This window comes from Streptomyces sp. ALI-76-A, assembly GCF_030287445.1.
GTDB lineage: Bacteria > Actinomycetota > Actinomycetes > Streptomycetales > Streptomycetaceae > Streptomyces.
The window spans coordinates 2,996,131-3,020,801 of record NZ_JASVWB010000002.1 but is presented as its reverse complement, the minus strand read 5'-3'; the positions used below and the strand labels follow the sequence as shown (position 1 = coordinate 3,020,801).

At 72.3% G+C, this 24,671-nt stretch carries 21 protein-coding genes and 1 other RNA gene; 12 read left to right on the top strand and 10 right to left on the bottom strand.

All coding sequences use genetic code 11. The features are described from left to right. Positions 1-156: 156 nt before the first annotated feature. A complete protein-coding gene (locus QQS16_RS14535) occupies positions 157-807 on the bottom strand; it encodes a class I SAM-dependent methyltransferase (RefSeq protein ID WP_286062080.1) in 651 nt (216 codons plus the stop codon). Between the two features lie 156 nt (positions 808-963). After that, entirely contained in the window at positions 964-2,703 is a 1,740-nt protein-coding gene (locus QQS16_RS14530; protein ID WP_286062079.1) for an MFS transporter, read from the bottom strand. A gap of 222 nt (positions 2,704-2,925) precedes the next feature. Here QQS16_RS14530 and QQS16_RS14525 point away from each other — a divergent pair, with 222 nt between their 5' ends. The 4 genes from QQS16_RS14525 to QQS16_RS14510 all read left to right on the top strand — a co-directional run bounded on the left by QQS16_RS14525 (position 2,926) and on the right by QQS16_RS14510 (position 7,763). Next, positions 2,926-4,365, top strand: a complete 1,440-nt coding sequence (locus QQS16_RS14525) for an MFS transporter (protein WP_286062078.1) — start codon at positions 2,926-2,928, stop codon at positions 4,363-4,365. 321 nt (positions 4,366-4,686) lie between these two features. Then, positions 4,687-5,565 (top strand): enoyl-CoA hydratase ChsH3, encoded by an 879-nt coding sequence (gene chsH3, locus QQS16_RS14520; RefSeq protein ID WP_286062077.1) that lies wholly within the window; start codon positions 4,687-4,689, stop codon positions 5,563-5,565. Positions 5,566-5,729: 164 nt separating this feature from the next. Then, a complete protein-coding gene (locus QQS16_RS14515) occupies positions 5,730-6,806 on the top strand; it encodes a Zn-dependent alcohol dehydrogenase (RefSeq protein ID WP_286062076.1) in 1,077 nt (358 codons plus the stop codon). Between the two features lie 18 nt (positions 6,807-6,824). Then, a complete protein-coding gene (locus QQS16_RS14510) occupies positions 6,825-7,763 on the top strand; it encodes a 3-oxoacyl-ACP reductase (protein WP_286066325.1) in 939 nt (312 codons plus the stop codon). Positions 7,764-7,879: 116 nt separating this feature from the next. On the opposite strand, the gene QQS16_RS14505 is transcribed toward QQS16_RS14510, so the two are convergent. Both QQS16_RS14505 and QQS16_RS14500 read right to left on the bottom strand, forming a co-directional pair. Beyond that, positions 7,880-8,032: a hypothetical protein gene (locus QQS16_RS14505; protein ID WP_286062075.1), complete on the bottom strand. Its 153-nt coding sequence runs from the start codon at positions 8,030-8,032 to the stop codon at positions 7,880-7,882. A gap of 97 nt (positions 8,033-8,129) precedes the next feature. Beyond that, positions 8,130-9,353: a hypothetical protein gene (locus QQS16_RS14500; RefSeq protein WP_286062074.1), complete on the bottom strand. Its 1,224-nt coding sequence runs from the start codon at positions 9,351-9,353 to the stop codon at positions 8,130-8,132. A gap of 187 nt (positions 9,354-9,540) precedes the next feature. On the opposite strand from QQS16_RS14500, the gene QQS16_RS14495 reads away from it, so the two are divergent. Genes QQS16_RS14495 through QQS16_RS14485 form a run of 3 tightly spaced genes read left to right on the top strand, consistent with a single transcriptional unit; the run spans position 9,541 to position 12,812 of the window. Beyond that, positions 9,541-10,398 carry a Nif3-like dinuclear metal center hexameric protein gene (locus QQS16_RS14495; RefSeq protein WP_286062073.1) on the top strand — a complete coding sequence of 286 codons (858 nt, stop codon included), beginning with the start codon at positions 9,541-9,543 and terminating at the stop codon, positions 10,396-10,398. Next, positions 10,395-11,138: a zinc ribbon domain-containing protein gene (locus QQS16_RS14490; protein ID WP_286066324.1), complete on the top strand. Its 744-nt coding sequence runs from the start codon at positions 10,395-10,397 to the stop codon at positions 11,136-11,138. The genes QQS16_RS14495 and QQS16_RS14490 overlap by 4 nt, the downstream gene beginning before the upstream one ends. Before the next feature lie 12 nt (positions 11,139-11,150). Beyond that, complete coding sequence (locus QQS16_RS14485; protein WP_286062071.1) at positions 11,151-12,812, top strand: bifunctional RNase H/acid phosphatase; 1,662 nt, start codon at positions 11,151-11,153, stop codon at positions 12,810-12,812. 66 nt (positions 12,813-12,878) lie between these two features. On the opposite strand, the gene eda is transcribed toward QQS16_RS14485, so the two are convergent. Both eda and yaaA read right to left on the bottom strand, forming a co-directional pair. Continuing rightward, entirely contained in the window at positions 12,879-13,517 is a 639-nt protein-coding gene (gene eda, locus QQS16_RS14480; RefSeq protein WP_286062070.1) for a bifunctional 4-hydroxy-2-oxoglutarate aldolase/2-dehydro-3-deoxy-phosphogluconate aldolase, read from the bottom strand. A gap of 81 nt (positions 13,518-13,598) precedes the next feature. Beyond that, a complete protein-coding gene (yaaA, locus tag QQS16_RS14475; RefSeq protein WP_286062069.1) occupies positions 13,599-14,381 on the bottom strand; it encodes a peroxide stress protein YaaA in 783 nt (260 codons plus the stop codon). 78 nt (positions 14,382-14,459) lie between these two features. On the opposite strand from yaaA, the gene QQS16_RS14470 reads away from it, so the two are divergent. Further along, the gene (locus tag QQS16_RS14470; protein ID WP_286062068.1) at positions 14,460-15,899 is read left to right on the top strand and encodes an RNB domain-containing ribonuclease; all 1,440 of its coding nucleotides are present in this window, start codon (positions 14,460-14,462) and stop codon (positions 15,897-15,899) included. 64 nt (positions 15,900-15,963) lie between these two features. On the opposite strand, the gene QQS16_RS14465 is transcribed toward QQS16_RS14470, so the two are convergent. Both QQS16_RS14465 and QQS16_RS14460 read right to left on the bottom strand, forming a co-directional pair. Continuing rightward, positions 15,964-16,566, bottom strand: coding sequence for a hypothetical protein (locus tag QQS16_RS14465; protein ID WP_286062067.1), 603 nt, complete (start codon positions 16,564-16,566; stop codon positions 15,964-15,966). Then, the gene (locus tag QQS16_RS14460) at positions 16,563-17,342 is read right to left on the bottom strand and encodes a MerR family transcriptional regulator (RefSeq protein ID WP_286062066.1); all 780 of its coding nucleotides are present in this window, start codon (positions 17,340-17,342) and stop codon (positions 16,563-16,565) included. Before QQS16_RS14460 ends, QQS16_RS14465 begins: the two co-directional genes overlap by 4 nt. A gap of 220 nt (positions 17,343-17,562) precedes the next feature. Here QQS16_RS14460 and QQS16_RS14455 point away from each other — a divergent pair, with 220 nt between their 5' ends. From QQS16_RS14455 to rnpB, 3 genes are all read left to right on the top strand, one after another. Continuing rightward, the gene (locus QQS16_RS14455; protein WP_286066323.1) at positions 17,563-18,384 is read left to right on the top strand and encodes an AraC family transcriptional regulator; all 822 of its coding nucleotides are present in this window, start codon (positions 17,563-17,565) and stop codon (positions 18,382-18,384) included. Between the two features lie 182 nt (positions 18,385-18,566). Further along, positions 18,567-19,697 carry a DMT family transporter gene (locus tag QQS16_RS14450; protein ID WP_286062065.1) on the top strand — a complete coding sequence of 377 codons (1,131 nt, stop codon included), beginning with the start codon at positions 18,567-18,569 and terminating at the stop codon, positions 19,695-19,697. Positions 19,698-19,905: 208 nt separating this feature from the next. Further along, positions 19,906-20,305, top strand: an RNA gene (gene rnpB, locus QQS16_RS14445) — RNase P RNA component class A. 72 nt (positions 20,306-20,377) lie between these two features. Here rnpB and QQS16_RS14440 read toward each other — a convergent pair. After that, positions 20,378-22,522, bottom strand: coding sequence for a GmrSD restriction endonuclease domain-containing protein (locus QQS16_RS14440; protein WP_286062064.1), 2,145 nt, complete (start codon positions 22,520-22,522; stop codon positions 20,378-20,380). Between the two features lie 226 nt (positions 22,523-22,748). Here QQS16_RS14440 and QQS16_RS14435 point away from each other — a divergent pair, with 226 nt between their 5' ends. Next, positions 22,749-23,027, top strand: a complete 279-nt coding sequence (locus QQS16_RS14435; protein ID WP_286062063.1) for a hypothetical protein — start codon at positions 22,749-22,751, stop codon at positions 23,025-23,027. Between the two features lie 27 nt (positions 23,028-23,054). Here the strand turns inward: QQS16_RS14435 and QQS16_RS14430 are convergent, their stop codons facing one another. After that, a complete protein-coding gene (locus QQS16_RS14430; protein WP_286062062.1) occupies positions 23,055-24,671 on the bottom strand; it encodes a serine/threonine-protein kinase in 1,617 nt (538 codons plus the stop codon).

Genomic DNA, 24,671 nt, shown 5'->3' with positions numbered 1-24,671 from the left:
GTTCAGCGGCTCGCGACGCCCGGCACGGCGCCTCGCCGCGTAGTCGCACCGCCCGGGTACATCCAGTACGCGGGCGGTGCGCCGCCTTGCGACGCACCGCACCGGACGCCGCGAGCTTTCCGGCGGACCTTCCCGGCGACAGCACTGGCCGTGCCCTCAGATCCCCGCGCCCGTCCGCCGCAGGACGCGCAGCGAGTCGGTGGCCGAGACCTCCGTGAACGCGCCGGACGCGAGGGCCCGGAGGTAGACGCGGTAGGGGGCCTGGCCGGTGAACTCGTCCACCGGATCGGGGAACACGTCGTGGATGACGAGCAGTCCGCCCTCGGCGACCCGGGGCGCCCAGCCCTCGTAGTCGGCGTTCGCGTGCTCGTCGGTGTGCCCGCCGTCGACGAAGACGAGGCCGAGCGGGGAGCTCCAGACCCGCGCGACCTGCGGGGAGCGGCCCACGAGGGCGATCACGTGGTCTTCTAGGCCCGCGCGGCGCAGCGTGCGGCGGAACGTGGGCAGCGTGTCCATCAGGCCGAGTTCGGGGTCGACCGTCGCGGGGTCGTGGTACTCCCAGCCCGGCTGCTGCTCCTCGCTGCCCCGGTGGTGGTCGACGGTGAGCGCGGCCACCCCGGCCGCGCGGGCCGCGCCGGCGAGCAGGATCGTGGAACGCCCGCAGTACGTGCCGACTTCGAGCAACGGCAGCCCGAGCCGCCCGGCCTCCACGGCCGCCCCGTACAGGGCCAGGCCCTCACCCGTCGGCATGAACCCCTTCGCCGCCTCGAAGGCGGCCAGGATCTCGGGCTCGGGAGCCGCGGGCATGAGGAGTCCTCTCGGTCGTACGGACGGGCAGGCGGGCCGTACGACCGCCATGGCGTCGTACGCACCCGTGGGCGCCCCATGCTGCCGCACCCCCCGTCGGTTGTGCGACGAGGGGTGCGGCAGGGGGCGCGGAGCGCCGGTGCCGGACGGCAGGGCTCACGCGGAGACCGTGTCGGCCGGCAGGGACAGGTCCAGGTCGACCGGGCGGTCGTCGCCCCCGTGGGTGGCGGACGAGGCGAGCGGGGCGTGGCCGGTGGCGCGGGCGGCCAGGACGTAGGCGCCCCGGTCGGGGACGCCGAGGGTGTAGGTGCCGTCCTCCGCGGAGAGCGTCGCGCCGGCCTGCCGGCCGCGGCGGTCGATCAGGGTGACCCTGGCGCGGGCGACCGGGACGCCGGTGGCGTCCAGGACGCGGCCGCGGAAGGCGCGCAGTGCCTGCTCGGCGCGCTCCAGGTTGGCGTCCTCCTCGCTGCTGGCCCGCAGCTGCGGCCGGGTGGACGGGCGGGCCCGGGGCAGGAAGAGGGCCAGGACCAGGCCGAGGAGGACCGCGGCGGTCGCGATCAGGAAGGAGACCCGGAAGCCGTGCATGGTCGGGACCGCCACGCCGTTCACGGTGTTCGCGGTGTTGGCGAGGACCATGCCGACCACCGCGCTGGACACCGACGTACCGATCGACCGCATCAGGGTGTTGAGGCCGTTGGCCGCGCCCGTCTCCGAGGCCGGGACCGCGCCGACGATCAGCGCGGGCAGGGAGGAGTACGCGAGGCCGATGCCCGCGCCCAGGATCACCGCGATGACCAGGCTCTGCCAGGCGGCGCTCATCAGGCCGAGGCCGGCGCCGTAGCCGATGGCGATGATCAGCAGGCCGAGGATCAGGGTGACCTTGGGGCCGTACTTCGCCGACAGGCGGGCGTAGACGGGCGCCGTGAACATCATGGTGAGGCCGAGTGGCGCCACCAGCAGGCCCGCGACGACCATCGACTGGCCGAGGCCGTAGCCGGTGGACTCGGGCAGCTGGAGCAGCTGGGGCAGGACCAGCGAGACGACGTAGAACGAGACGCCGACCATGATCGAGGCGAGGTTGGTGAAGAGCACGGCCGGGCGGGCGGTGGTGCGCAGGTCGACCAGCGGGGCCTTGACGCGCAGCTCCATCACGCCCCACAGGAGCAGCACGAGGGCCGCGGCGGCGAACAAGCCGAGGGTGGTGCCCGAGGTCCAGCCCCAGTCGCTGCCCTTGGTGATGGGCAGGAGGAAGAGGACGAGGCCCGCCGAGAGGCCGAGCGCGCCCGGCAGGTCGAAGGTGCCCCGGGCGCGCGCCGGGGACTCGGGGACGACGAGGAGGGTGAGCCCGATGGCGAGCACGCCGAGGCCGGCGGCGCCGTAGAAGAGGGCGTGCCAGTCGGCGTGCTGGGCGACCAGGGCCGCGGCGGGCAGGGCGAGTCCGCCGCCGACGCCGATCGAGGAGCTCATCAGGGCCATCGCCGAGCCGAGCTTCTCGCGGGGCAGCATGTCGCGCATCAGGCCGATGCCGAGCGGGATGGCGCCCATCGCGAAGCCCTGGAGGGTCCGTCCCGCGATCATGGTGAGCAGGTCGCTGGTGAGGGCGCTGAGCAGGGCACCGGCCACCATCACCGCGAGGCTGCCGATCAGCATGCGCCGCTTGCCGTACAGGTCACCGAGGCGGCCCATGATCGGGGTGGCCACGGCACCCGACAGGAGTGTCGAGGTCAGGACCCAGGTGGCGTTGCCGGGCGAGGTGTCCAGCAGCTGCGGCAGGTCCTTGATGACCGGGACGAGCAGGGTCTGCATCACCGCGACCACGATGCCCGCGAACGCGAGCACCGGGACGAGGGCCCCGCTCGCTCCGCGTGCGGGCTGGTCGGTCGACGTGTGCGTCATGGAGTGGGGCCTCCAGGCCAGGGGAGAGGTGGGCCGGCTGATCCGTGCGGGATACGTGCAGCTTGAACCCCGTGTGCCCGGGCAACTATTCCGTTGCTTCGGCGAGCTAACGAATTCTTGACCACCTCATGAAGATCTGACGTGATGTCAGCCATGGGGGCCCGGGAACCTGCGTGAAAAGACGGTGACATCGTGATGCCAGGGGCGTAGGGGGTTGAGAGCATGACACCCATGCTCGAAGCCGCTGACGTCAGCCGCGGGTCCCGCCGCGTCATACCTCCCACCTGGCTGGTGGTGGCGCTCGCCTGCGCCGGACAGTTCCTGGTCGTGCTCGACGTGTCCGTCGTCAATGTCGCGCTGCCGTCCATGCGGGCCGACCTGGGACTGAGTGAGCAGGGTTTGCAGTGGGTGGTCAACGCGTACGCGATCGCCTTCGCCGGGTTCATGCTGCTCGGCGGTCGGGCCGGTGACCTCTACGGCCGCAAGCGGATGTTCCTGGTCGGCCTCGCCCTGTTCACGCTGGCCTCGCTGGGCGGCGGGTTCGCCCAGGAGGGCTGGCAGCTGCTGGCGGCGCGGGCGGTGCAGGGCCTGGGCGCGGCGGTCCTCGCGCCGGCCACCCTGACGATCCTCACCGCCGCCGTCCCGGAGGGCGCCGCCCGGGCCCGGGCCATCGCCACCTGGGCGGCCGTGGGCGCGGGCGGCGGCGCGGCCGGCGGCGCGGCCGGCGGGCTCGTCGGCGGGGTGCTGGTGGACCTGCTGTCCTGGCGGTGGGTGCTGCTCATCAACGTGCCGGTCGGCGCGGTGGTCCTGCTCGGCTCGGTGCTCCGGCTGCCCGAGAGCCGAGCCGGGGACCGGCGGCGGCTCGACCTGCCGGGCGCGCTGCTGGTGACCGCGGGCCTCGCCCTGCTGGCGTACGGCATCTCGCAGACCGAGGCCGCCGGGTGGACGGCGGCGGCCACCCTGGTGCCGCTGCTCACCGGACTCGCGCTGCTCGGTCTCTTCCTCGCCGTCGAGTCCCGTACGGCGGCCCCGCTGATGCCGCTCGCACTGCTGCGGGTGCGGGCGGTGTGGTCGGCGAACGCGGCGATGTTCCTCAGCGGCTCCGCGATGTTCTGCATGTGGTTCTTCATGACGCTGTACGCCCAGAACGTGCAGGGCTACTCCCCGCTGGACGCCGGACTGGCCCTGGTGCCCAGCTCGCTGGCCGTGGTCCTCGGGTCGAAGATCGCACCCCGCTTCATGCGCACGCTCGGGCCGCGCACCGTGGCGGTCCTGGGCACGGCGGTGGCGGCCGTCGGCTTCGGCTGGCAGTCGACGCTGCGGGTGGACGGCCCCTACTGGACCGCGATCATGGTCCCCGGCATCCTGATGATGTTCGGCGCGGGCCTCGCGACGACCCCGCTGGCCGCGCTGGCCATCTCCGGGGCGTCCCCCGGCGAGGCCGGTCTGGTGTCCGGGCTGGTCAACACCTCCCGCACGATGGGCGGTTCCCTGGGCCTGGCGGTCATGTCGACCATCGCGGCGACCCGTACGGCTGACGACCACACCCCCGAGGCTCTGACGGACGGGTACGCCCTGGTGTTCCGGGTGGGCGCGGGGGTCCTCCTGGGTGGCGTCCTGCTGATGCTGGTGTCGCTGCCACGGCGGACAGCCACAGGCTGAGGCAAGGAGCGGGCCGGAGTCCGAGGCGACGACCGGGCCGCAGGCCGAGGTGACGGCCGGGCCGCAGGCCGAGGTGACGGCCGGGCCGGGCCCCGAACGCCGACAAGTACCGGGCGCCCCCGCGGAGGACACGGAGCCGTCCACCGGACTCCGCCCGGTCCCGAATTTCTGACGCCCCGTCAGGAGGCTTCACAACTGCGGAGGGCTGGGCTATACAGAGGGCGCCGGACTGGAACGCGTTCTAGATCGGCCCGCGACGACCTCGGTGCGGCCGACGGTGCGGACGGCCGTATCGAGGTCTCTGAGTCCTCAGGGAGCCGCATGCCCATCGACGCAGCCACGGCACTGGCCGCCGAGCCTCGCTCCGGCCGCCTGGCCTGGACCGCCAAGGACGTCCAGCTCTACCACCTGGGCGTCGGCGCGGGCGCGAACCCCGACAAGGACAGCCCGGCCACCGACCCCGACGAGCTGCGCTACACCCTGGAGTCCCGGCTGCACGTCCTGCCGAGCTTCGCCACCGTCGCCGGCGCGGGCTCCCCCGGGGTGATCGGCGGCCTGTCCATGCCCGGCGTCGACGTCGACCTGGCCCGGGTCCTGCACGGCGGTCAGAGCCTGACCCTGTACCGGCCCCTCCCGGCCGAGGGCGAGGCCACCGCGACCTCCCGCATCGCCGCCGTGTACGACAAGGGCAAGGCGGCGGTCCTGGTGATGCGCACCGAGGTCGCCGACGCCGACGGCCCGCTGTGGACCAACGACGCCCAGATCTTCGTACGGGGGGAGGGCGGCTGGGGCGGCGACCGCGGCCCCTCCGTCCGCCGTGAACCGCCCGCCGGGGAGCCCGACCGGGTGGTGGAGCGGCCGGTGCGCCAGGACCAGGCTCTGCTCTACCGCCTGTCCGGCGACCTGAACCCGCTGCACGCCGACCCCGAGTTCGCCAAGCTCGCCGGTTTCGAGCGGCCCATCCTGCACGGGCTGTGCACCTACGGGATCACCCTCAAGGCGGTCGTCGACACGCTGCTCGGCGGGGATGTGGCCCGGGTGCGGGCGTACACCACCCGGTTCGCCGGGGTCGTCCACCCGGGGGAGACCCTGCGCGTCCGCATGTGGCGCGGGGACGGCGAGATCCGGGTGGCCGTGAGCGCGGTCGAGCGGAACGAGGCGCCCGTCCTCACCGACACGGTCGTCACCACCCACCCTTGAGCCACTGAGCCACTGAGCCACTGAGCCATCGAGCCACTGAGCCATCGAGCATCGAGCCACCGAGCCCGAGCCACCGAGAGCACGGAACTCTTCCCGCCGTCCCGCCGTCCCGTCATCCAGCCATCGAGCGACCGGCCACCGAGCCCTCCGAGGGGAGCCGCACCATGCGCGCAGCCGTACTGCACGAGATCGGCCAGGACAAGCTGGAGGTCCTCGACGACGTCGAGGCGGTGGGGTTCGGCCCCGGCAGGGTACGGATCCGGGTGCGGGCCACCGGACTGTGCCACTCGGACCTGTCCGCGATGGCCGGCGTCCTGCCGCAGCCGGCGCCCTTCGTGCCCGGCCACGAGGGCGCGGGCGAGATCCTCGAGGTCGGCGAGGGCGTCGGCGGGTTGACGGCGGGTGACCGGGTCGTCGTCTGCTGGCTGCCCGCGTGTGGCGTCTGTCCCGCCTGCAAGCGCGGCCAGACCGAGCTGTGCCTGGCCGGGTTCATGAACGCGGGCACCCCCAACTTCCGGCGCCCCGGCGGGGACCTGTTCGGCTTCGCCGGTACCGGCACCTTCGCCGAGGAGGTCGTCGTCGACGCCGGCTGCGCGGTGCCGATCCCCGACGACGTGCCCTTCGACATCGCCGCCCTCATCGGCTGCGGCGTGACGACCGGGCTGGGCGCCGCCCTCAACACCGCGGACGTGGAGGCGGGTTCGTCCGTCGCCGTCATCGGCTGCGGCGGGGTCGGCATCTCCGCCGTCCAGGGGGCGCGGCTCAGGGGCGCCGCCGAGATCGTCGCCGTCGACCCGGTCGCCTCGCGCCGTGAGTCCGCCCTCAGGTTCGGTGCCACCCGGGCCGTCTCGCCGGACGAGCTGGCCGACGCCAAGCAGCAGGTCACCGGCGGCGAGGGCTTCGACTACGTCTTCGAGGTCGTCGGCAAGGCGGCCACCGCCCGCACGGCGTACGACACCACCCGGCGCGGCGGCACCCTCGTCGTCGTCGGCGCGGGCGCCATGGACGACGTCCTCCAGCTCAACATGTTCGAGCTGTTCTTCGACGAGAAGCGGATCCTGCCGTCCCTGTACGGTGGCGGCGACGTCCTGCGCTCCTACGAGCGGACCATCGCCCTGTGGCGGGCCGGCCTCGTCGATCTGGACGGCCTGATCACCCACCGGGTGCCGCTGGCCGACATCAACGAGGCCCTGGACCAGATGCGCACGGGGACCTCGCTCCGTACCTGCGTGGAGATCTGAGGAGGCCGCCGGATGCCGATGTCACCGCCACTCGACGGACTGTCCGCGATCGTCACCGGCGCGGGCCGGGGGCTCGGCCGCGCCGAGGCGCTGGAGCTGGCCCGGCTGGGCGCGGCCGTCGTCGTCAACGACTACGGTCAGCCCGGCCGGGACGGCTCGGGCGAGGCCTCCACGGCCCCCGCCGAGCAGGTCGCCGCCGAGATCCGGGCCGCGGGCGGGACGTCCCTCGCCCACACCGGGGACGTGTCCGACTTCGAACAGGCCCGGCAGCTGGTGGAGTTGGCCGTCGCCGAGTTCGGCCGGCTGGACGTCCTGGTCAACAACGCGGGCATCCTGCGCGACCGCATGGTCTTCTCCATGACGGAGGACGAGTGGGACGCGGTGATCCGGGTCCATCTCAAGGGCCACTTCAACACCTCCCGCTTCGCGGCGGCGCACTGGCGCGCACGGTCCAAGGCGGCGGGCGGGCCGGTGTACGGGCGGATCGTGAACACCTCGTCGGAGGCGTTCCTCGCGGGGTCCGCGGGGCAGCCCAACTACGCGGCGGCGAAGGGCGGCATCGTCGGGCTCACCACCTCCACCGCCCTCGCGCTCGCCAAGTACGGCGTGACGGCCAACGCCATCTGCCCGCGCGCCCGCACCCGGATGACCGAGGACGTCTTCGCCGGCCTGGAACGTCCCGAGCGGGGACTCGACCCGCTCGCGCCCGAGCATGTCGCCCCCCTCGTCGGCTACCTGGCCTCACCGGCCGCCGCCCGGGTCAACGGCCAGCTGCTCGTCGTCCACGGAGGCATGCTGGCCGTCGTCGAACGCCCGCGTGTGGCCGCGAAGTTCGACAGCAAGCAGGACACGTTCAGCTACGACGAGCTGGACGCGCTGCTCACCCCGCACTACGCGGAGCGGCCGGACGGGGAGACCTTCGCGGCGGCCGAAGTGCTGGGACTCAAACGGGAGTAGACAGCACACGGCCCGAGGGAACAGCACACGGCACGAGGGAACAGCACACGGCACGAGGGAACAGCACACGGCCCCGGCTTTCCGTACCGGTACGGAAAGCCGGGGCCGTGTGTCGTTCAGGCCGCGAACTCGGTCTGTTCGACCGGCTTGCGGTGACGGCCGCGAGGGGCCGCCTCGTCGTCGTGGACCGCTACCGGACCCCGGTGCCGGCCGTGGCCGGAGGGCTCCTGGGAGTCGGCGGCCGACTGGTGCGTACTGGCGTCGCTCATCGGATGTGATTCACCCCGTCAACATGATCCTTCTTACCGCCGGGCGAGTTTAACCGGCACCCCGCGGCCCGAATCCAGACGGCCACGCCAACCGGGATTAGTTCGTTACAAGCCGTCCCAGGGGCGCCTGTTGCAACGGCACCGGACGGGCCACGACCGGGTCCGGAGGATCCGCTTCCGACGGTTCGGCCGCCCCCGGGAACGCGCTCCCCGACGCCCTCCCCCCAGCCGTACCGCCCTCGACCAGATCCCCCGGACCGCCGTCCCCCGCGTCCCCCGACCCCGTGTTCTCCGCGTCCCCGGAAGGTGCCGTCACCCGTGCCAGCCCGCACGGCGCCTCGGCCGTGGCGTAGGGCAGGTGCAGCACCCCGTCCTCGGTCCAGCGGCCCGCGCCCGCCAACCACCCCTCCGGCGCCGGGAGGTGGTGCACCCGCCGGCCCGCCGGCCGCCACACGCCCACCCAGCTGCCGAACGGACCGTCGACCCGCAGCGCCACCGCGCAGCCCTCCGGCAGCAGGACCTGGCCGGGCTGGATCGCGAACGGGGTGACCGTGCAGCCGTCCACCCGCAGGCACTCCGGGAAACGCACCGGCAGCGTGCTGCCCAGCACCCCCCAGCCCAGCCGCCGCCGCCCCGGTGACGGCGCGTCCGAACGGATCAGCAGCAGCCCGCTGTCCGGGTCCGCGAGCAGCAGCCGGTCGTCGCTGTCCGCCGCGATCTGTAGCAGCGGCGACACCTCGCCGGCGCGCTCCAGGTCCACCACGACCGTCTTGGTCCGGCCGTCGGCCTCCCGGTCCAGCGCCAGCATCCGTCCCGTGCCGTCCAGCCACACCCCGCCGGAACAGCGCCCCGGGATCTCCGCGAGGTGCTCGGGTCCGAAGGCGCCGCCCACCACCAGCCACACCGCGCTGGAGTGCCGGCCCACCGCCAGGGCGTACGCCCGGTCGCCGCCCGGCGCGGGCGGCAGCAGCCGCAGCCGGGCGCCCTCGTCGGGACACTCCACCGCGCCGAGCGGCAGCTCACCGGTGTCGGGTCCGGTCGGATAGAGCAGGGAGAAGGTGTGTCGTCCGCCCGCCAGTCGCCGGATGAGCACCCGCCCGTCGCCCATCGGCTGCACCTCGGTGCCGGGCTCCTCCGGCTGGTTGCCGGGCAGCGGCACCGCGTACGGCTCGGGTCCGTCCAGCGTCCAGCGCTCCGGGAACAGGGAGTCGGCGTGCCCCGCCAGGCGGGCGGCGTAGGAGCCGTCGACGGTGAGCGCGCACCCCGCCCGCGGGATCTCTCCGTCCTCGTCCGACGCGGACTCAGTCGTACAGGCCGTCATCGTTCGGTCACCTCCGGCGACGAAGCTAGTTTTCGTACGCACGGACGGGGGACCGACGGGCGCTCACTTCACACGAAGGGGTGGCCCCGGAACGATTCCCCTGAGGAAGCCGGGGCGAGTGTGCTGACCGGGCCGACCGGCGGCTCCACCGGTGCGGCGGGCGAGAACAGCCAGGTAGCCTTGAGCCGTGCCCCGTCTGTCTGAAGTCATCGCCGCGCTGGAGAGCCTGTGGCCCGCCGAGCGGGCCGAGTCCTGGGATGCGGTCGGCACCGTGGTGGGCGACCCCGACCAGGAGGTCACCCGGGTCCTGTTCGCCGTCGACCCGGTCCAGGAGATCGTGGACGAGGCGGTGAAACTGGGCGCCGGTCTGCTCGTCACCCACCACCCCCTCTACCTGCGCGGCACGACGACGGTCGCGGCCTCCACCTTCAAGGGCCGCGTGGTGCACACCCTGATCAAGAACGACATCGCGCTGCACGTGGCCCACACCAACGCGGACACCGCGGACCCGGGTGTCTCCGACGCCCTCGCGGGCGCGCTCGACCTGCGGGTCGTCCGCCCGCTCGTGCCGGACCCCACCGACCCGGAGGGCCGCCGGGGCCTGGGCCGGATCTGCGAACTGGACCACCCGCTCACCGTCCGCGAGCTCGCCGCCCGCGCCGCCGAGCGACTGCCCGCCACCGCGCAGGGCATCCGCGTGGCCGGCGACCCGGAGGCGACCGTACGCACGATCGCCGTCAGCGGCGGCTCCGGCGACAGCCTCTTCGACCAGGTGCGCGCGGCCGGTGTCGACGCCTTCCTCACCGCGGACCTGCGCCACCACCCCGCCTCCGAGGCCGTGGCGCGGAGCCCTCTCGCGCTGCTCGACGCCGCCCACTGGGCCACCGAATGGCCCTGGTGCGAACTGGCCGCCGCCCAGCTCGACCAGATCTCCGACCGCGAGGGATGGAACCTGCGGGTCCACGTCTCCACGACGGTCACCGACCCCTGGACCGCCCACGCGGCGTCCACGCCGACCTCTACCTCAATGGGAGCCCCCAACTGAACGCCGCGCCCGCCGACCAGATCCGCCTCCTCGAAGTCCAGGACCTCGACGCCCGCCTCCAGCAGCTCGCGCACAAGCGCCGGTCGCTGCCCGAGCACGCCGAGATCGAGTCGCTGACCAAGGACCTGACGCAGCTGCGTGACCTCCTCGTCGCCGCGCAGACCGAGGAGAGCGACACCGCCCGGGAGCAGATCAAGGCCGAGCAGGACGTGGACCAGGTGCGCCAGCGCGCCGCCCGCGACCAGCAGCGGCTGGACTCCGGCGCGGTCACCTCCTCCAAGGACCTGGAGAACCTCCAGCGCGAGATCGTCTCGCTCGCCAAGCGGCAGAGTGACCTGGAGGACATCGTCCTGGAGGTCATGGAGCGCCGCGAGTCCGCCCAGGAGCGGGCCGCGGAACTGACCGAGCGGGTCTCCTCCGTCCAGTCGAAGATCGACGACGCGACCGCCCGCCGGGACGCGTCCTTCGAGGCGCTGGACAGCGAGGAGGCCACCGCGACGAAGCAGCGCGAGGTCATCGCCGCCGCGATCCCCGCGGACCTCCTCAAGCTCTACGACAAGCTGCGCCAGCAGCAGGGCGGCGTCGGCGCGGCCAAGCTGTACCAGCGCACCTGCCAGGGCTGCCGCCAGGAGCTGGCGATCACCGACATCAACGAGATCCGCGCGGCGGCGCCCGACACGGTCGTCCGCTGTGAGAACTGCCGCCGCATCCTGGTGCGCACGTCCGAGTCCGGCCTCTAGGAGCAGTCGCCGGTGCGGGAGTTCATCGTCGAGGCCGACGGCGGGTCGCGGGGCAACCCGGGGCCCGCGGGCTACGGATCCGTGGTGCTCGACGCGGCCACGGGCCGGACGCTGGCCGAGGCGGCCCAGTACATCGGGACCGCCACGAACAACGTCGCCGAGTACCGCGGCCTGGTGGCCGGACTGCGCGCCGCGCACGCCCTGGACCCTTCGGCCCGCGTCCACGTCCGCATGGACTCCAAGCTCGTCGTCGAGCAGATGTCGGGCCGCTGGAAGATCAAGCACCCCGACATGAAGCCCCTGGCCAGGGAGGCGGCGGGAGTGTTCCCGGCGTCGCAGGTCACCTACGAGTGGATCCCGCGCGCCCAGAACAAGCACGCGGACCGGCTGGCCAACGAGGCGATGGACGCGGGCAGGCGCGGCGAGCAGTGGTCACCGTCGGCGTCCACGGCCGAGCTGGACGCGGCGGCGGCGAAGGCAAGGGTGCTTGTGCCGGAGCCGACCGGACCGCCGGGGGACGCGACGCTGGGTGCGGCCCGGGTGCGCGCGGCCCTGTCCGGCGACCGCGAGGCGCCGGCGCCGGCGGGCGTGACGGAGCGGGACGCGGTGGTCGAGCCGGACGCGGTGGCGGACGGGACATGCGCGCCGGGGGCCGCCGGGCGGCTGTCCGCGCCCTCGGGTGTCTCCGCGCCCTCGGGTGTCTCCACCACCGCGGGTTTCTCCGCGCCGGCTTCCCGTACGGCCGCTGCGTCTGCGTCCCGGTCCGCCTCCGCGGCGGGCTCCACTGCCTCGGCTGTTCCGCACGGGGCCTCTGATGTGTCGGTGTCATCTGCCTCGGCTGTTCCGCACGGGGCCGCCGATGCGCCGGTGCCGTCCGCCTCGGCTGTCCGTCAGCCGGTCCCCGCCTCCCCGGACCCGGCCGATTCGCGTACGCCCGATTCGCGTACGCCCTCCCCGGACGCCGCCGGTGGCGGAGCCGTGAAGGCCGGGGCCGACGTCCGTGCCGCCAGGGCGGTCGCCTCGCCCGGCTGGGCGCCCGCCGACCTGGGCGCCCCCGCCACCTTCGTGCTGCTGCGGCACGGGGAGACCCCGCTGACGCCGCAGAAGCGGTTCTCCGGCAGCGGCGGAAGCGACCCCTCGCTGTCCGACGTCGGCCGGGAGCAGGCCGAGCGGGTCGCCGCGGCCCTGGCCCGGCGCGGGACCATCGAGCACATCGTCGCCTCACCCCTGGCCCGCACCCGGGAGACCGCCGCCTCCGTGGCCACCCGCCTCGGTCTGGACGTCACCGTCGACGACGGGCTGCGGGAGACCGACTTCGGCGCCTGGGAGGGCCTCACCTTCGGCGAGGTGCGCGAGCGCCACCCGGAGGACCTGAACGCCTGGCTGGCCGACCCGGAAGCCGAACCGACCGGCGGCGGCGAGAGCTTCGCGGCCACCGCCACCCGGATCGCCGCCACCCGGGACAGGCTGGTCGCCGCCCACGCGGGCCGCACGGTGCTGCTGGTCACCCACGTCACCCCGATCAAGACGTTCGTACGGCTCGCCCTCGGTGCCCCGCCCGAGTCCCTGTTCCGCATGGAGCTGTCGGCGGCCTCCCTGTCGGCGGTCGCGTACTACGCCGACGGCAACGCGAGCGTCCGGCTCCTCAACGACACCTCGCACCTGCGTCCGTGAGGGTCCGGCACCGTCAACGGCAGGTCGGACCCGTGTCCGTGAGCGTCCGGCACCGTCAACGGCACCTCACGCCCGCGCCCGTGAACCGTCTCTGAGTCCCGCCGCTGCCCGCGCCAGCGTCTCGACCCGCCGCCAGTCCCGGGCGGCGACGGCGTCCCCGGGCAGCATCCAGGTGCCGCCCACACAGCCGACGTTGGGCAGGGCCAGGTACTCCGGCGCGTTCCCCGGACCGATCCCGCCGGTCGGACAGAACCGGGCCCGCGGCAACGGTCCGGCCAGCGACCTCAGATACGCCGTGCCGCCCGCCGCCTCGGCCGGGAAGAACTTCATCTCCCGCACCCCGCGCTCCAGCAGCGCCACCACCTCGGACGTCGTGGACACTCCCGGCAGGAACGGCACCCCCGGCTCCCGCATCGCCGTCAGCAGGACGTCCGTCCAGCCCGGGCTCACCAGGAACCGCGCCCCGGCCGCCACCGACTCCGTCACCTGCTCCGGCGTGAGGACCGTGCCCGCGCCGACCACGGCCTCCGGCACCTCCCCGGCGACCGCCCGGATCGCGGCGAGCGCGGCGGGCGTCCGCAGCGTCACCTCGATCACGGGCAGCCCGCCGGCGACCAGGGCCCGGGCGAGCGGCACGGCGTCGGCGGCGTCCTCGATGACGACGACGGGTACGACGGGGGCGAGGTCCAGGAGTGACGGGGCCATGGCGTCATCCTGCCCTCGGCTTGCAGCATGCGCAAAGGGCGTTGCATATGCTGCAACTGGTGAAGTGGCCTGACGGAGGTGTCAGTGAACCTCGTCCACCAGCACGTCCAGCGACCAGGCCTGTCCCGGCTTCGCGGGTGCCGCGGCCTCCACCTCGTACCCGAGGTCCCGCAGCGCCTCCACCAGCTCCGCCGGGCCCTTCGGCGCCACCCCGGCCGACAGCAGACCGCGGACGATCCTCCCCTTGGTCGCCTTGTTGAAGTGGCTGACCACCTTCCGGGTCGGCGCGTGCAGCACCCGCACGCTCGCCGTCTGCTCCGCCACCTCGCCCTTCGGCTTCCACGCGGCCACGTACGCCGAGGACCGCAGGTCCAGCACCAGCCCGTCCCCGGCGGCCTCGGGCAGCACCGACGCCATCGGCGTGCGCCAGTGCCCGCCCAGCGCCCCGAGCCCGGGCAGCCGTACGCCCATCGAGCAGCGGTAGGAGGGGATCCGGTCCGTGACCCGGACGGCGCCCCACAACCCGGAGAAGACCAGCAGGGAACGGGCCGCCCGGCGCTTCGCGGCGGTATCCAGGGTCGCCAGGTCCAGGGCGTCGTACAGCACACCGGTGTAGATCTCCCCGGCGGGCCGCGCCCCGGCCGTGCGCAGCCGCACGTTCTTCCCGACCTCGTCCCGCAGGCCCTCGCTCAGCCCCAGCACCTCGCGCGCCTTGTCCTCGTCGGCGGCGCACAGCTCGACCAGCTCGTCGAGCACGGCCGCGCGGGCCTCGGTAAGCCCCGGCAGCGACAGCGCATCCAGCTTCAGCGGGGCACCGCGACCGGAGGACGCCTTGCCTTCGGAGGGCGGCAGCAGGACAAGCACGGGATCGGTCTCCTTCGGGTTGAGCTCCGGAACAGCGTACGGCGTGCCACCGGGCCGCCCCGGTCCTACGCTCGCTGTATGCCCCGCCGCCGCATCCACGTGACCGGCGCCGCCGAAGCGCCGCTGCGCACCGCCCTCGCCGCCCTGCGGGCCGAACTCGGGGTGCCCGAGACCTTCCCGCCCCAGACGCTCGCCGACGCCGACCGCGCGGCGAAGGCGCCCGCGCTCCCTGCGTACGACGCCACCGGCATTCCCCTGTTCACCGTCGACCCGCCCACCTCCACCGACCTGGACCAGGCGATGCACCTGTCCCGGCGGGGCACCGGCTACCGCGTCCGGTACGCCATCGCCGACGTCGCCGCGTTCGTCGTCCCCGCCTCGGCGCTGGACACCGAGGCGCACCGGCGGGTGACCACGCTCTACTTCCCCGACGGGAAGGTCCCGCTGCACCCGCCCGTGCTCGGCGAGGGCGCCGCCAGCCTGCTCCCGGACCAGGTCCGCCCCGCCGCCCTGTGGACGATCGACCTGGACGCGGACGGCCGTACGGTCGCCGTAGACGTCCGCCGGGCCCTCGTCCGCAGCCGGGCCAAGCTCGACTACGCGGGCGTACAGCGACAGATCGACTCACATGCGGCGGAGGAACCGCTCGCCCTGCTCGGGGAGATCGGCCGGCTGCGGGAGACGCTGGAGGCCGAGCGCGGCGGCATCTCGCTGAACCTGCCCGAGCAGGAGATCGTCGCCCGGAACGGCGCGTACGAGCCGGTCTACCGGGCCCCGCTGCCCGCCGAGGGCTGGAACGCCCAGATCTCCCTGCTCACCGGCATGGCGGCGGCGGACCTGATGATCGCGCACGGCACCGGCGTCCTGCGCACCCTCCCCGCCGCCCCGGACGGCGCCGTCGGCCGGCTCCGCCGTACCGCGCACGCCCTGCGCGTCGACTGGCCGCACCACGTCTCGTACGCCCGGCTCGTCCGGTCGCTGGACCCCCGGCTCCCGCACCACGCGGCCTTCCTCCAGGAGTGCACGACCCTCCTGCGCGGCGCCGGGTACACGCCCTTCCGGGACGGCCGCCTCCCGGAGATCACCACACACGCCGCCGTAGCCGCGCCCTACGCCCACTGCACGGCCCCACTGCGCCGCCTCGTCGACCGGTACGCGTCCGAGATCTGCCTCGCGGCCGTCGCCGGCCAGGACCCGCCCGACTGGGTGCTCGCCGCACTCGACGCGCTGCCGGGAGAGATGACGGCGGGCGGCCGCCGTGCCGGCGCGGTGGAGCGCGGATGCGTCGACGTCGTCGAGGCCGCCCTGCTCGAGCACCGGGTGGGCGAGGTGTTCGACGGCTGCGTCGTGGACGTGGAGGAGCGCCGCCCCACCGTGGGAACCGTGCAGGTGGAGTCCCCGGCGGTCATCGGCCGCATCGAGAGCGACGACGGCCCGCTGCCGCTGGGGGAGCGGCTGCGGGTGCGGCTCACCCGGGCCGATCCGGGAGCGGCGACCGTGCGTTTCGCGCCTGTGTGAGGGCTTGGACGAGTTCGGTCGCGCCGAGAGCGACGACGGCCCGCTGCCGGGTCGCGGGTGCGGCTCACCGGGGCCGATCCGGGAGCGGCGACCGTGCGTTTCGCGCCTGCGTGAGGGCCTTAACGAGTTCGGTCGCGTCGTCGGCGTGGAAGCGGACGAGACGGATGTCCCGACGCCGGCCGAAGAAGGTGAAGTGGGCGACCGGCTCGGCGAGTTCGAGGGTGACGGAGGTCTGCGCCCCTACGCCGAGGTCGAGTCGACCCTCGGCCCGCTCGTCTACGGTCCGCAACTCCCGGCATACGGAGGTGATCCGCTCCAGCGGGATCCGCAGATCGACGTGCACGGCACGGCGGAGACGGAGGTGACCGGCCTCCAGCACATGGGGCCGGACCACGTTCGCCGCGTGCAGCGCGACGACGAAGACGATGGTGTACACGTCCAGGAAGAACATCACGGCGTGCGGGACCAGCCAGTCCCGCAGCAGCACCGACATCGTCACCGTCTCGACCAGGCACACGAAGGCGAGCCCGAACATCACCGGTCCCTGCCCCCGGGCGTACCCGAAGGCCCGCCCGCCGTCCGTCCCGTGGCGTCTCCTGGCCAGCCACAGCACGAGACTCGCGAGCATCCGCACCTCGTGCCGGACGAGGACGTGGGCGATCCTCATGGGCTCCCCCTCTCGGTCAGGATCCGCACCGTCCGGCGGATCACCTCGGCCTGCGCGGGCGCGAAGTCGGCGTAGACCGCGCGCAGGAAACCATGGGCGTCGTCGATCGCGAGGACGCCCGTGCCCGTGCCCGTGAACAGCTCACCGGGCAGACACTCGACGAGCGCCCGCGCGGCCTCCTCCACCCGCCCGCTCACCTCCGGATCCGCCGGGTCGGCGTCGGCGAGCCCGTCCAGCAGGGCGTACGCCCGGTGCACCCGCTCGATCCCGCCTGGAGTGCTCAGGGCCCCGCCCAGCAGCCCGACCAGCCGCTCCCGGTCCTCGGGAGCCGCCGCGGTGTCGAGCAGCGCGAGGATCTCCCGGTCCTTGGCGGCCATGGGGGAGTCCGGCACCGGGCCCACCTCGTGGAACAGCGCCGCCAGCCCGGGTGAGACCGGCCCCTCGGCGGGCAGCGCGCCCGCCTGGAGAAGACCGTGCAGCCTGGCCCGCCGCTCCCGGATCGCCGCCTCCTGCCGGGCGAGGTCCTCGTCCAGTTCGGTGAGCACCTCGACGAGATCCTTCCCGGCGTCCTCGGCGAGCACGTCCCGCACCTCGGCGAGCCCGAGCCCCAGCTCGGTCAGCCGCCGGATCCGGGCCAGCACGACGGCGTGCCGCAGCGTGTAGTCCCGGTAGCCGTTCCCGAGCCGCTCGGGCTCCGGGAGCAGTCCCAGATGGTGGTAGTGCCGCACGGTCCGCGTCGTGACGCCGATGGCCGCGGCGAGTTCTCCGATCCGCATGGGACCAGTACAAACGCTGACGCTGCGGCAGGGTCAAGGACGGGCCTCGTGGACCACACCGTTCAGCGACCCCGCGTCCGGCGAGTACCGGGAGCTCCGCGCCGTCGCCTTCGGCAAGCCGCTCACCCTCCCGGAACCCTCCGCCTTCGACCTGGACACGTCGGACTATCTCCGAGCTCTCCGGCGTTCCCCCCACAGGACGACGACCAGGGGGCGACGCATGGAACAGGCACGGTGGACCAGGGCACGTCTGGGCCGTTGCGGCCCGCCGCTCGACCTGCTCACCGCCCGCTTCGACCGCCACGCCTACGCCTCGCACACGCACGAGCAGTTCAGCATCGGCATCTGCGTCGCCGGCTCCGAGGTCATCGACTACCGGGGCGACCACCTCCGTCCCGGCCCGGGCTCCATCGTCGTACTCGCTCCCGGCGAGACGCACACCGGCCGCCCGGCCGCGTCGGACGGCTACGCCTACCGAGCCCTGTACCCCGACCCCTCCCTCCTCACCGACGGCACCCTCGGCGGCGGCCTCCCGCACTTCCGCGAGCCCCTCCTCGACGACCCCGAACTGGCCAGCGCCCTGAGCCGCGCCCACACCGAACTCAGCGCCTGCCCGGACCCGTTGGAGACGGAGTCCCGCCTCCCCTGGCTTCTGACGGCCCTGACCCGCCGCCACTCCACGGCCCGCCCTCGCGCCGACACGTTCCCCGGCGCCGCACACATCGCCCACGCGGTGCGCGACCGCCTCGCGGACGACCTCCTGGCACCCCCGTCCCTGGCCCTGCTCGCCGCCGAGCAGGGCCTGTCCCGCTACCAGCTCCTCCGGGTCTTCCGTACGACGATGGGGATGCCCCCGTACGCCTGGCTGGCACAGCACCGGGTGCACCGGGCGCGCGGCCTGCTGGAGAGCGGACTGCGCCCGGCGGAGGTGGCTGGCCGGGTGGGCTTCGCGGACCAGGCGCATCTGACGCGCTGGTTCCGGCGGGTGGTGGGCGTGACGCCGGCGGCGTACCGCACCAGCGTTCACCACGTGCGCCGCTGAGACCTGGTGGGTGCCGGGCGTGACTCCGGGGGCGTGACCCCGGCCCGGCTTCCGCGTACCGCAACAGCGTTCACAACGCACGCCGCTGATGGTCGGGGGTGCTGAGCCGCTGGGTGGGCCCGGCCCTCCCGTACCGCAACAGCGTTCAAGACGCACGCCGCCGATCCGGTGAGCATGGCCGCATGACTGCACGCGGCTGGTTCCTGTTCTCCCTGATGGGAGTGGTCTGGGGCATCCCCTACCTGTTGATCAAGGTGGCGGTGGACGCCCCGCTGTCCCCGTCCGTGGTGGTGTTCACGCGCTGCGCGCTGGGCGCCGTACTGCTGATGCCCTTCGCGGTACGACAGGGCGGCCTGTCGTCGACCGTGCGCAGGCACTGGCGACCCCTGCTGGCCTTCGCCTGCATAGAGATCATCGGCCCCTGGTGGACCCTGACCGACGCCGAACGCCACCTGTCCAGCTCGACGGCGGGCCTGCTGATCGCGGGCGTCCCGATCGTCGGCGTCGCCCTGGCCCGCTTCTTCGGCGCCACGGAGAGGCTGGGCGTGAGGCGCGTCGTCGGGCTCGGGCTGGGCCTGGCGGGTGTCGCGGTCCTCACGGTCCCGCACCTGACCGGCGGAGACGCGCTGAGCCTGGCCGAGGTGCTGGTGACGGTGATCGGCTACGCGACGGCCCCGCTGATCGCCGCGCGTCACCTGAAGGACGTCCCGACCCTCCAGCTCATCGCCCCGTGCCTGGCCCTCGCGGCCCTGGTCTACGCGCCCGCGGCGGCGGTGACGTGGCCGTCCACGATGCCCGCGCCCTCCGTCCTGGCCGCCCTCGCGGCCCTGGGCGTCGTCTGCACGGCCCTCGCCTTCGTCGCCTTCCTGGAACTGATCAAGGAGGTCGGCCCGACCCGGGCGACGGTGTTCACGTACGTCAACCCGGCGGTCGCGGTGGCGGCGGGCGCGGTGTTCCTGGACGAACGGCTCACGGTGGGGGTGGTGGCGGCGTTCACGCTGATCCTGGCGGGGTCGGTGCTGGCGACGGCGGCCGGGCCGGGGGCGGCGGCACCTCTGGTGCCTGCTGCCGGTTCGGGGTCGGTCACCGTCCCGGTGCCTGCTGCCGGTTCGGGGTCGGTCACCACCCCCGTGCCTGCCTCCGGCTCGGGTTCGGGTTCCGTCTCGGTGCCTGCGTCTGGCTCGGGTTCGGGATCGGGTTCCGTCTCGGTGCCTGCCTCCGGCTCCGGTCCGGGCTCGGACACCCGGGGCGGCGGGCCGGACTCCGATCCGGGGTCGGTCGGTCGGCCGGTGTCGGCGTCCGATCCGGGCTAGGCACATTCGTGGTGCCTGCCTCCGGCGCGGGTTGGCCACCACCCGCCCTACGCCTGACCCCGGCCAGGTCCGTGCGGCCTGGGGGCGGCCACCCGCACGGCGTCACGTCGCCCCAGGGGCGCGGCCCCGCACGGCGGCTCCGCCGGGGCCGGACCCCCGACCGGACCGAGACGGGGCCCGCGCCCGGTAACATGGTCGACACGGCAGACGAGCCGGGCGGACGGCCGCGTGGAGCCCCTTGGGGCTTCCCGAGGAACGTCCGGGCTCCACAGGGCAGGGTGGTGGCTAACGGCCACCCGGGGTGACCCGCGGGACAGTGCCACAGAAAACAGACCGCCGGGGGCCTCGGTCCTCGGTAAGGGTGAAACGGTGGTGTAAGAGACCACCAGTGCCCAGGGCGACCTGGGCAGCTAGGTAAACCCCACCCGGAGCAAGGTCAAAAGGAAGCACCCAGGTGCTTCTGCGCGGACGTTCGAGGGCTGCCCGCCCGAGTCCGCGGGTAGACCGCACGAGGCCGGCGGCAACGCCGGTCCTAGATGGATGGCCGTCTCCCCGGCCGCCGCGAGGCGACCGGGCGACAGAACCCGGCGTACAGCCCGACTCGTCTGCCATAACCGCTCTGCTCGGGCGAAACCAAGTCTTGAATGATCCCGCCAATATGTCGCAATGGCATCACCAGGTCAGACGATGCCCCTCTCCAGAGCCTCCCGTCGAATGTCGGCGAGGCGCGCCTCGCGGTCGTCAAGTCGTGCGTGCCAGAAGTTCCAGCCGGGGCATGATTTTGTCTGCAGAACGAACTCACCTGCTGCCGAGAGAGACCGGAACGTCTCTCCGGAGGTGACCTGGATGCGTCCATCGTCCAAGATTTCGGCTTGGAAGACCTCGCCACGGCGGCGGCCGATAAGCGTTGCATTGGCCGGGAGTATCCCCTTAGCGATGAGGTCGGTGATCGCGACGTCGTAGCGAGCACGCGTTCGAGTGCGTGAGCGGTCCGGGCTCTGGGCAGAGGCTGCCGGTCGGCTTCCGAAAGCCGCGGGACTCCAGATGAGCTCGCACAGACGCTGGTAGAGGTCCTGGCGTGTCCCGATTGCCTTCCTGTCGAGTAGCCGGTCGAGTCTGTGCGTCTTCCCAAATTTATTGAAGGCCGAGTTCCGCTCTCGGTGATTGACGTGCAGGGAGCCCGCGAGGTGGTTCTGTCGTTGGTAGAACTCGACCTTTTCCTCGTAGGGCAGATCTTGGTAACTGGCGTTGTCCGACTTTTTCAGGAGCAACAGTGCGCCGAGGCGGTTGCGGTAGGAGTCGAACACGGCTCGCGTGCCGACCTCGGGCTGGTACCTCTCGAAGTGGTTGGCCCAGATGTGTTCGATTTCGAAAGGGCGTTGCGCATCGAGGTATCTGTCCATCTCGTCGCCTCGCTCGCACGCGGTCTCGACGAATCCGGTGAGCCGGGCGAGGAGGTAGCGGACCTGGCGGCTGTTGTTCGAGCGTAGGCCATAGGTCTTGATGCCGGTGAAGTCGTAGTCGAGGGCGGCGACTTCCTCAGCGAGGATGGCACGGAGTCTGTCGACGCTGACACCGTCGCGCAGCCGCTCTACGAGTCTGACGGCCTCGCGGTCGAGATGGGTGCTTGACGACGGCAGGTCGTTGACGATGCGCCGAGTGAAGACGAGATCGAGATAGTCGGCTATGAGCTTGGCCTTGGCCTTGAATGTGCTGGAGTCGTCTCGGGGGTCGATCGCCGCGAGAATCGGTGCGGCCTGGGACGTGATGCCGTTGTAGGCGTTGAAGAAGACACTCTTGAGTTCGCTGTCGTACGTGTGCGCTGCTGCCGCCAACGTGCGATAGCGATGTGCGTACGCGGAGAGATCGTCGATCAGGATTCGATAGTCCTGCGGTCTGACCAGACCGATCTGTCCTACGCTGTCCTTCACCCAGGTGTGGAATGGGCCGTTGATGCGCTTGACGTCGAGTGAGGAATCATTCGAGTCCGTACTCACGTCCGCGTAGCGGCTGATCAAGAAGGTCTTGATGAAGTCGCTGGGAGCGTTCACGTCGATGCCGGCCAGTCCGGAGACCATCTGGCGCCATATGTTGTCCGCGCCCGCAGTCTCGGGGCCGATCTTCGACAGTAAGAAGCTCTTGAGGAGATCGATGGGACCGAGGCGCACCCCGCGGTCGTTCATCGACTCATAGATCTCCCAGCCCTGTTCCGGTGTGGCCGCACGGATTCCCACCATGCTCACACCGTCGAGCAGCCAATCGACGAAGTACGGGAGGGCATCGCTGCGCAGTTCCTCGGGAAATTCTTCCTGAAGGACGAGCGCCGCCTCCCAGAGTCGGCGCAGGGCGCCCGATGAGTTGTCAGGGAGCGCGAACTCAGTCTCTTGGAACGCCACTTCGAGGAATTGGTCGCGTTCCGGAATGTCGAGGGCATACACCGACTTTCCGAACTTGTGGGAAAGGATCAGACTACTGAGTCGTGCAGCTTGATCCTCAAGGTCTTGCGCACGGAGAAGCTCGCGCAGGTAGATCAGCATCAGATGGAGGGTCGTGATGCGCTGCTGGCCGTCCACGAGGTACGTGACCGGGGCGGCCTCGTGGTAGACGAACGGTCCGAGAAAGTATGGCTGATACCTGGCGACCTCCTCCCGGTCGTGCTCGAAGCGCCAACTCGCCATAAATTTGTTACGCAGGTCATCAATGAGCCTGCGTACGTCGTCGCGCCCCCATGTGTAGTCCCGCTGGTAGCTGTCCAGACGGTAACGATGCCCGGTGAAGACGTCCTCGATCGTCAGCGCCTGAGCCTGGATCAAGCTACCCTGCATGCCGCCCCCTCGCCGATGCGTCCCTCGCTGCGCTGCACACCTAACTTACCGTCACTCCGTCCTCGGCACAGAGACCTTGACGGAGACACAAGTCTCTGAGCTGAAGGAATCGGCAACAAACGGCGAGTGTTTGGGCTGCCCGACAACGACAAGGGAAAACGCGCGGCAAGGGGAGATCTTCAACTTCGCTCGCTCATCCCATGCTTGCGACTGGGACAGCAAGGTCATGAAGCAGATTCCCGCGCCATGGAGGCGTGGCTTTCCAAGACGAACGGCGACGCCAGGCGACTTGGCTCAAATCACCGGGCCAGGCCGATCCCTGTGGGCCCACGACGAGCAGCAGTACTCGCCGTCCGGGCTTGTGTCGAAGATGTGGGCGGACGCCGACTGGGACGAGCGACCCGTTGCCAACCAGGGAACGGCTCGCTGGTTCCAGTCGGATGGCCTGAGCCTGTGGAATCTGGCTCAGCGCATCCACGGCGAAGAGGCCGCGGACGATGCCTGACGGCGTGTGCACCGCACCGGCAGGACGTCAGTAAGGGAGTGGTCCCTCCGGGTCGCGCAGCCGGGCGAGGAGATCGGCGATCTCGCGGGTCTCCTCATGGTCCTCACCGAGGAGGACGCACATGTCCTCGTGGAGGGCGTCGAGGACCCCCTCTGCCTCGGTGCGGCGCCCCTCTGAGAAGAGGAGCACGCCGATACTGCGCCGTAGGTCGAGAGCGGTTTCGGAGGCGTCCCCGGCCGCGTCGGACACGACTTCCAGAACCTCCTGGAATTCCCGTAGAGCGACGGTGGCCTGACCGAGGTTGGCCCGGCAGTGGGCGGCGTGCCGACGGCACTCCAGCGTGCTTTCATCGCCCGGTCCCGCCGTGCGGGCGTAGACGGCGGCCAGGGCGTCGAACTCAGGCAAGGCACGCCGGAAGTCCTCACCGGCCATGAGCACCGCCGCGCGCTGCCTCCGAAGACCGAGCACACGGGAGTTGTGCGCGCCGAGGGCGGTGGCCGCTGTGGCGATCACTGCCTTGAGGACGTCCGCGGCCTGGGCGAACCGTCCGCTCTCGGCGAGGTCCGCGGACCGGGCGTAGGCGTCCCTGATCGCGTCCCGCAGCGCGGTGTCGACGCGCGCCGGGATCGGTACGGGCGCCACCGGCCCGAGCGAGGGCACGGGCGGCGCGGTCCGTCGCAGGGGTGCATTCGGCTGTCGGTAGACCACCGTCGGGTCGGGAAGTTCGGAAGGGGAGCCGCCATGGGTGAGGGCCAGGGAATCGGCTGCCGATCCCGGTTGCGGCAGGTGCGGCGACAGGCGCTCGTACACCGCGTACGCGTCGACGGGACGCTGCTCCGGCACCTTCGCCAGCAGGTCCAGGGTCAATGCCTCAAGGCCCTCCGGCACCTCGGGCCGCAGGGTGCGCAACGGCTTCGGCGGCACGTTCATGTGCTGGTGCAGGAGCTGGTACTCGTTGTCGCCGCTGAACACCGGCTCTCCGGCCAGGAGTTCGTGCAGCACGCAGCCGAGCGCGTAGAGGTCGCTCAGCGGGGTGATCTGCGCGCAGTCGATCTGCTCGGGCGGCATGTAACGGCTGGTACCGATCCGGCTGCCCGTGGCCGTGAGCCGGGTGACGTTCGTGCGCAGCAGTTTCGCGATGCCGAAATCCAGCACCTTGACCGTGCCGTCAGCGGCAATCAGGACGTTGTCCGGCTTCAGATCGCGGTGCACGACCGGGATGGCGTGCGCGTACGACAGGACTGTGCAGATCTGCGCCGCGATCGACGCTGCCCAGCTCACCGGGAGCAGCGCCGCCGCGCCGTCCCCCGGGCCCGTGAGCACCCTGCGCAGGGAGATGCCGCGCACGTACTCCATCACCAGGTACAGCCGGTCGTACGACGCCTCGTCCAGCACCGCGTCGAACACCTGCGGCACTCCGTGGTGCCCGATCCGAGCGGTGACGCGCGCCTCGCGTTCGAAGCGGCGGGCGAACTCTTCCGCCTGTGCCGGCGATGCGACGACGTCGGGCCGGATGAGCTTGATCGCGATCTCACGGTCGAGAACGGCGTCGTAGCCGCGCCAGACCGTGCCCATACCGCCGGATTCGATCTCCTCGATCAGCTCATAGCGGCCCTGCTCGCCGATTCTCCGTGCCTGCGCCAC

Excerpts from the sequence above, each read along its gene's own strand:
- QQS16_RS14505 (WP_286062075.1), bottom strand. The coding sequence starts at position 8,032 with ATGAGCGACGCCAGTACGCACCAGTCGGCCGCCGACTCCCAGGAGCCC.
- QQS16_RS14435 (WP_286062063.1), top strand. The coding sequence starts at position 22,749 with ATGAAGCAGATTCCCGCGCCATGGAGGCGTGGCTTTCCAAGACGAACG.
- QQS16_RS14510 (WP_286066325.1), top strand. The coding sequence starts at position 6,825 with ATGTCACCGCCACTCGACGGACTGTCCGCGATCGTCACCGGCGCGGGC.
- QQS16_RS14500 (WP_286062074.1), bottom strand. The coding sequence starts at position 9,353 with ATGACGGCCTGTACGACTGAGTCCGCGTCGGACGAGGACGGAGAGATC.
- QQS16_RS14440 (WP_286062064.1), bottom strand. The coding sequence starts at position 22,522 with ATGCAGGGTAGCTTGATCCAGGCTCAGGCGCTGACGATCGAGGACGTC.
- chsH3 (WP_286062077.1), top strand. The coding sequence starts at position 4,687 with ATGCCCATCGACGCAGCCACGGCACTGGCCGCCGAGCCTCGCTCCGGC.
- QQS16_RS14470 (WP_286062068.1), top strand. The coding sequence starts at position 14,460 with ATGCCCCGCCGCCGCATCCACGTGACCGGCGCCGCCGAAGCGCCGCTG.
- QQS16_RS14535 (WP_286062080.1), bottom strand. The coding sequence starts at position 807 with ATGCCCGCGGCTCCCGAGCCCGAGATCCTGGCCGCCTTCGAGGCGGCG.
- QQS16_RS14455 (WP_286066323.1), top strand. The coding sequence starts at position 17,563 with ATGGAACAGGCACGGTGGACCAGGGCACGTCTGGGCCGTTGCGGCCCG.
- QQS16_RS14530 (WP_286062079.1), bottom strand. The coding sequence starts at position 2,703 with ATGACGCACACGTCGACCGACCAGCCCGCACGCGGAGCGAGCGGGGCC.
- QQS16_RS14515 (WP_286062076.1), top strand. The coding sequence starts at position 5,730 with ATGCGCGCAGCCGTACTGCACGAGATCGGCCAGGACAAGCTGGAGGTC.
- eda (WP_286062070.1), bottom strand. The coding sequence starts at position 13,517 with ATGGCCCCGTCACTCCTGGACCTCGCCCCCGTCGTACCCGTCGTCGTC.
- QQS16_RS14460 (WP_286062066.1), bottom strand. The coding sequence starts at position 17,342 with ATGCGGATCGGAGAACTCGCCGCGGCCATCGGCGTCACGACGCGGACC.
- QQS16_RS14450 (WP_286062065.1), top strand. The coding sequence starts at position 18,567 with ATGACTGCACGCGGCTGGTTCCTGTTCTCCCTGATGGGAGTGGTCTGG.
- QQS16_RS14525 (WP_286062078.1), top strand. The coding sequence starts at position 2,926 with ATGACACCCATGCTCGAAGCCGCTGACGTCAGCCGCGGGTCCCGCCGC.
- QQS16_RS14465 (WP_286062067.1), bottom strand. The coding sequence starts at position 16,566 with ATGAGGATCGCCCACGTCCTCGTCCGGCACGAGGTGCGGATGCTCGCG.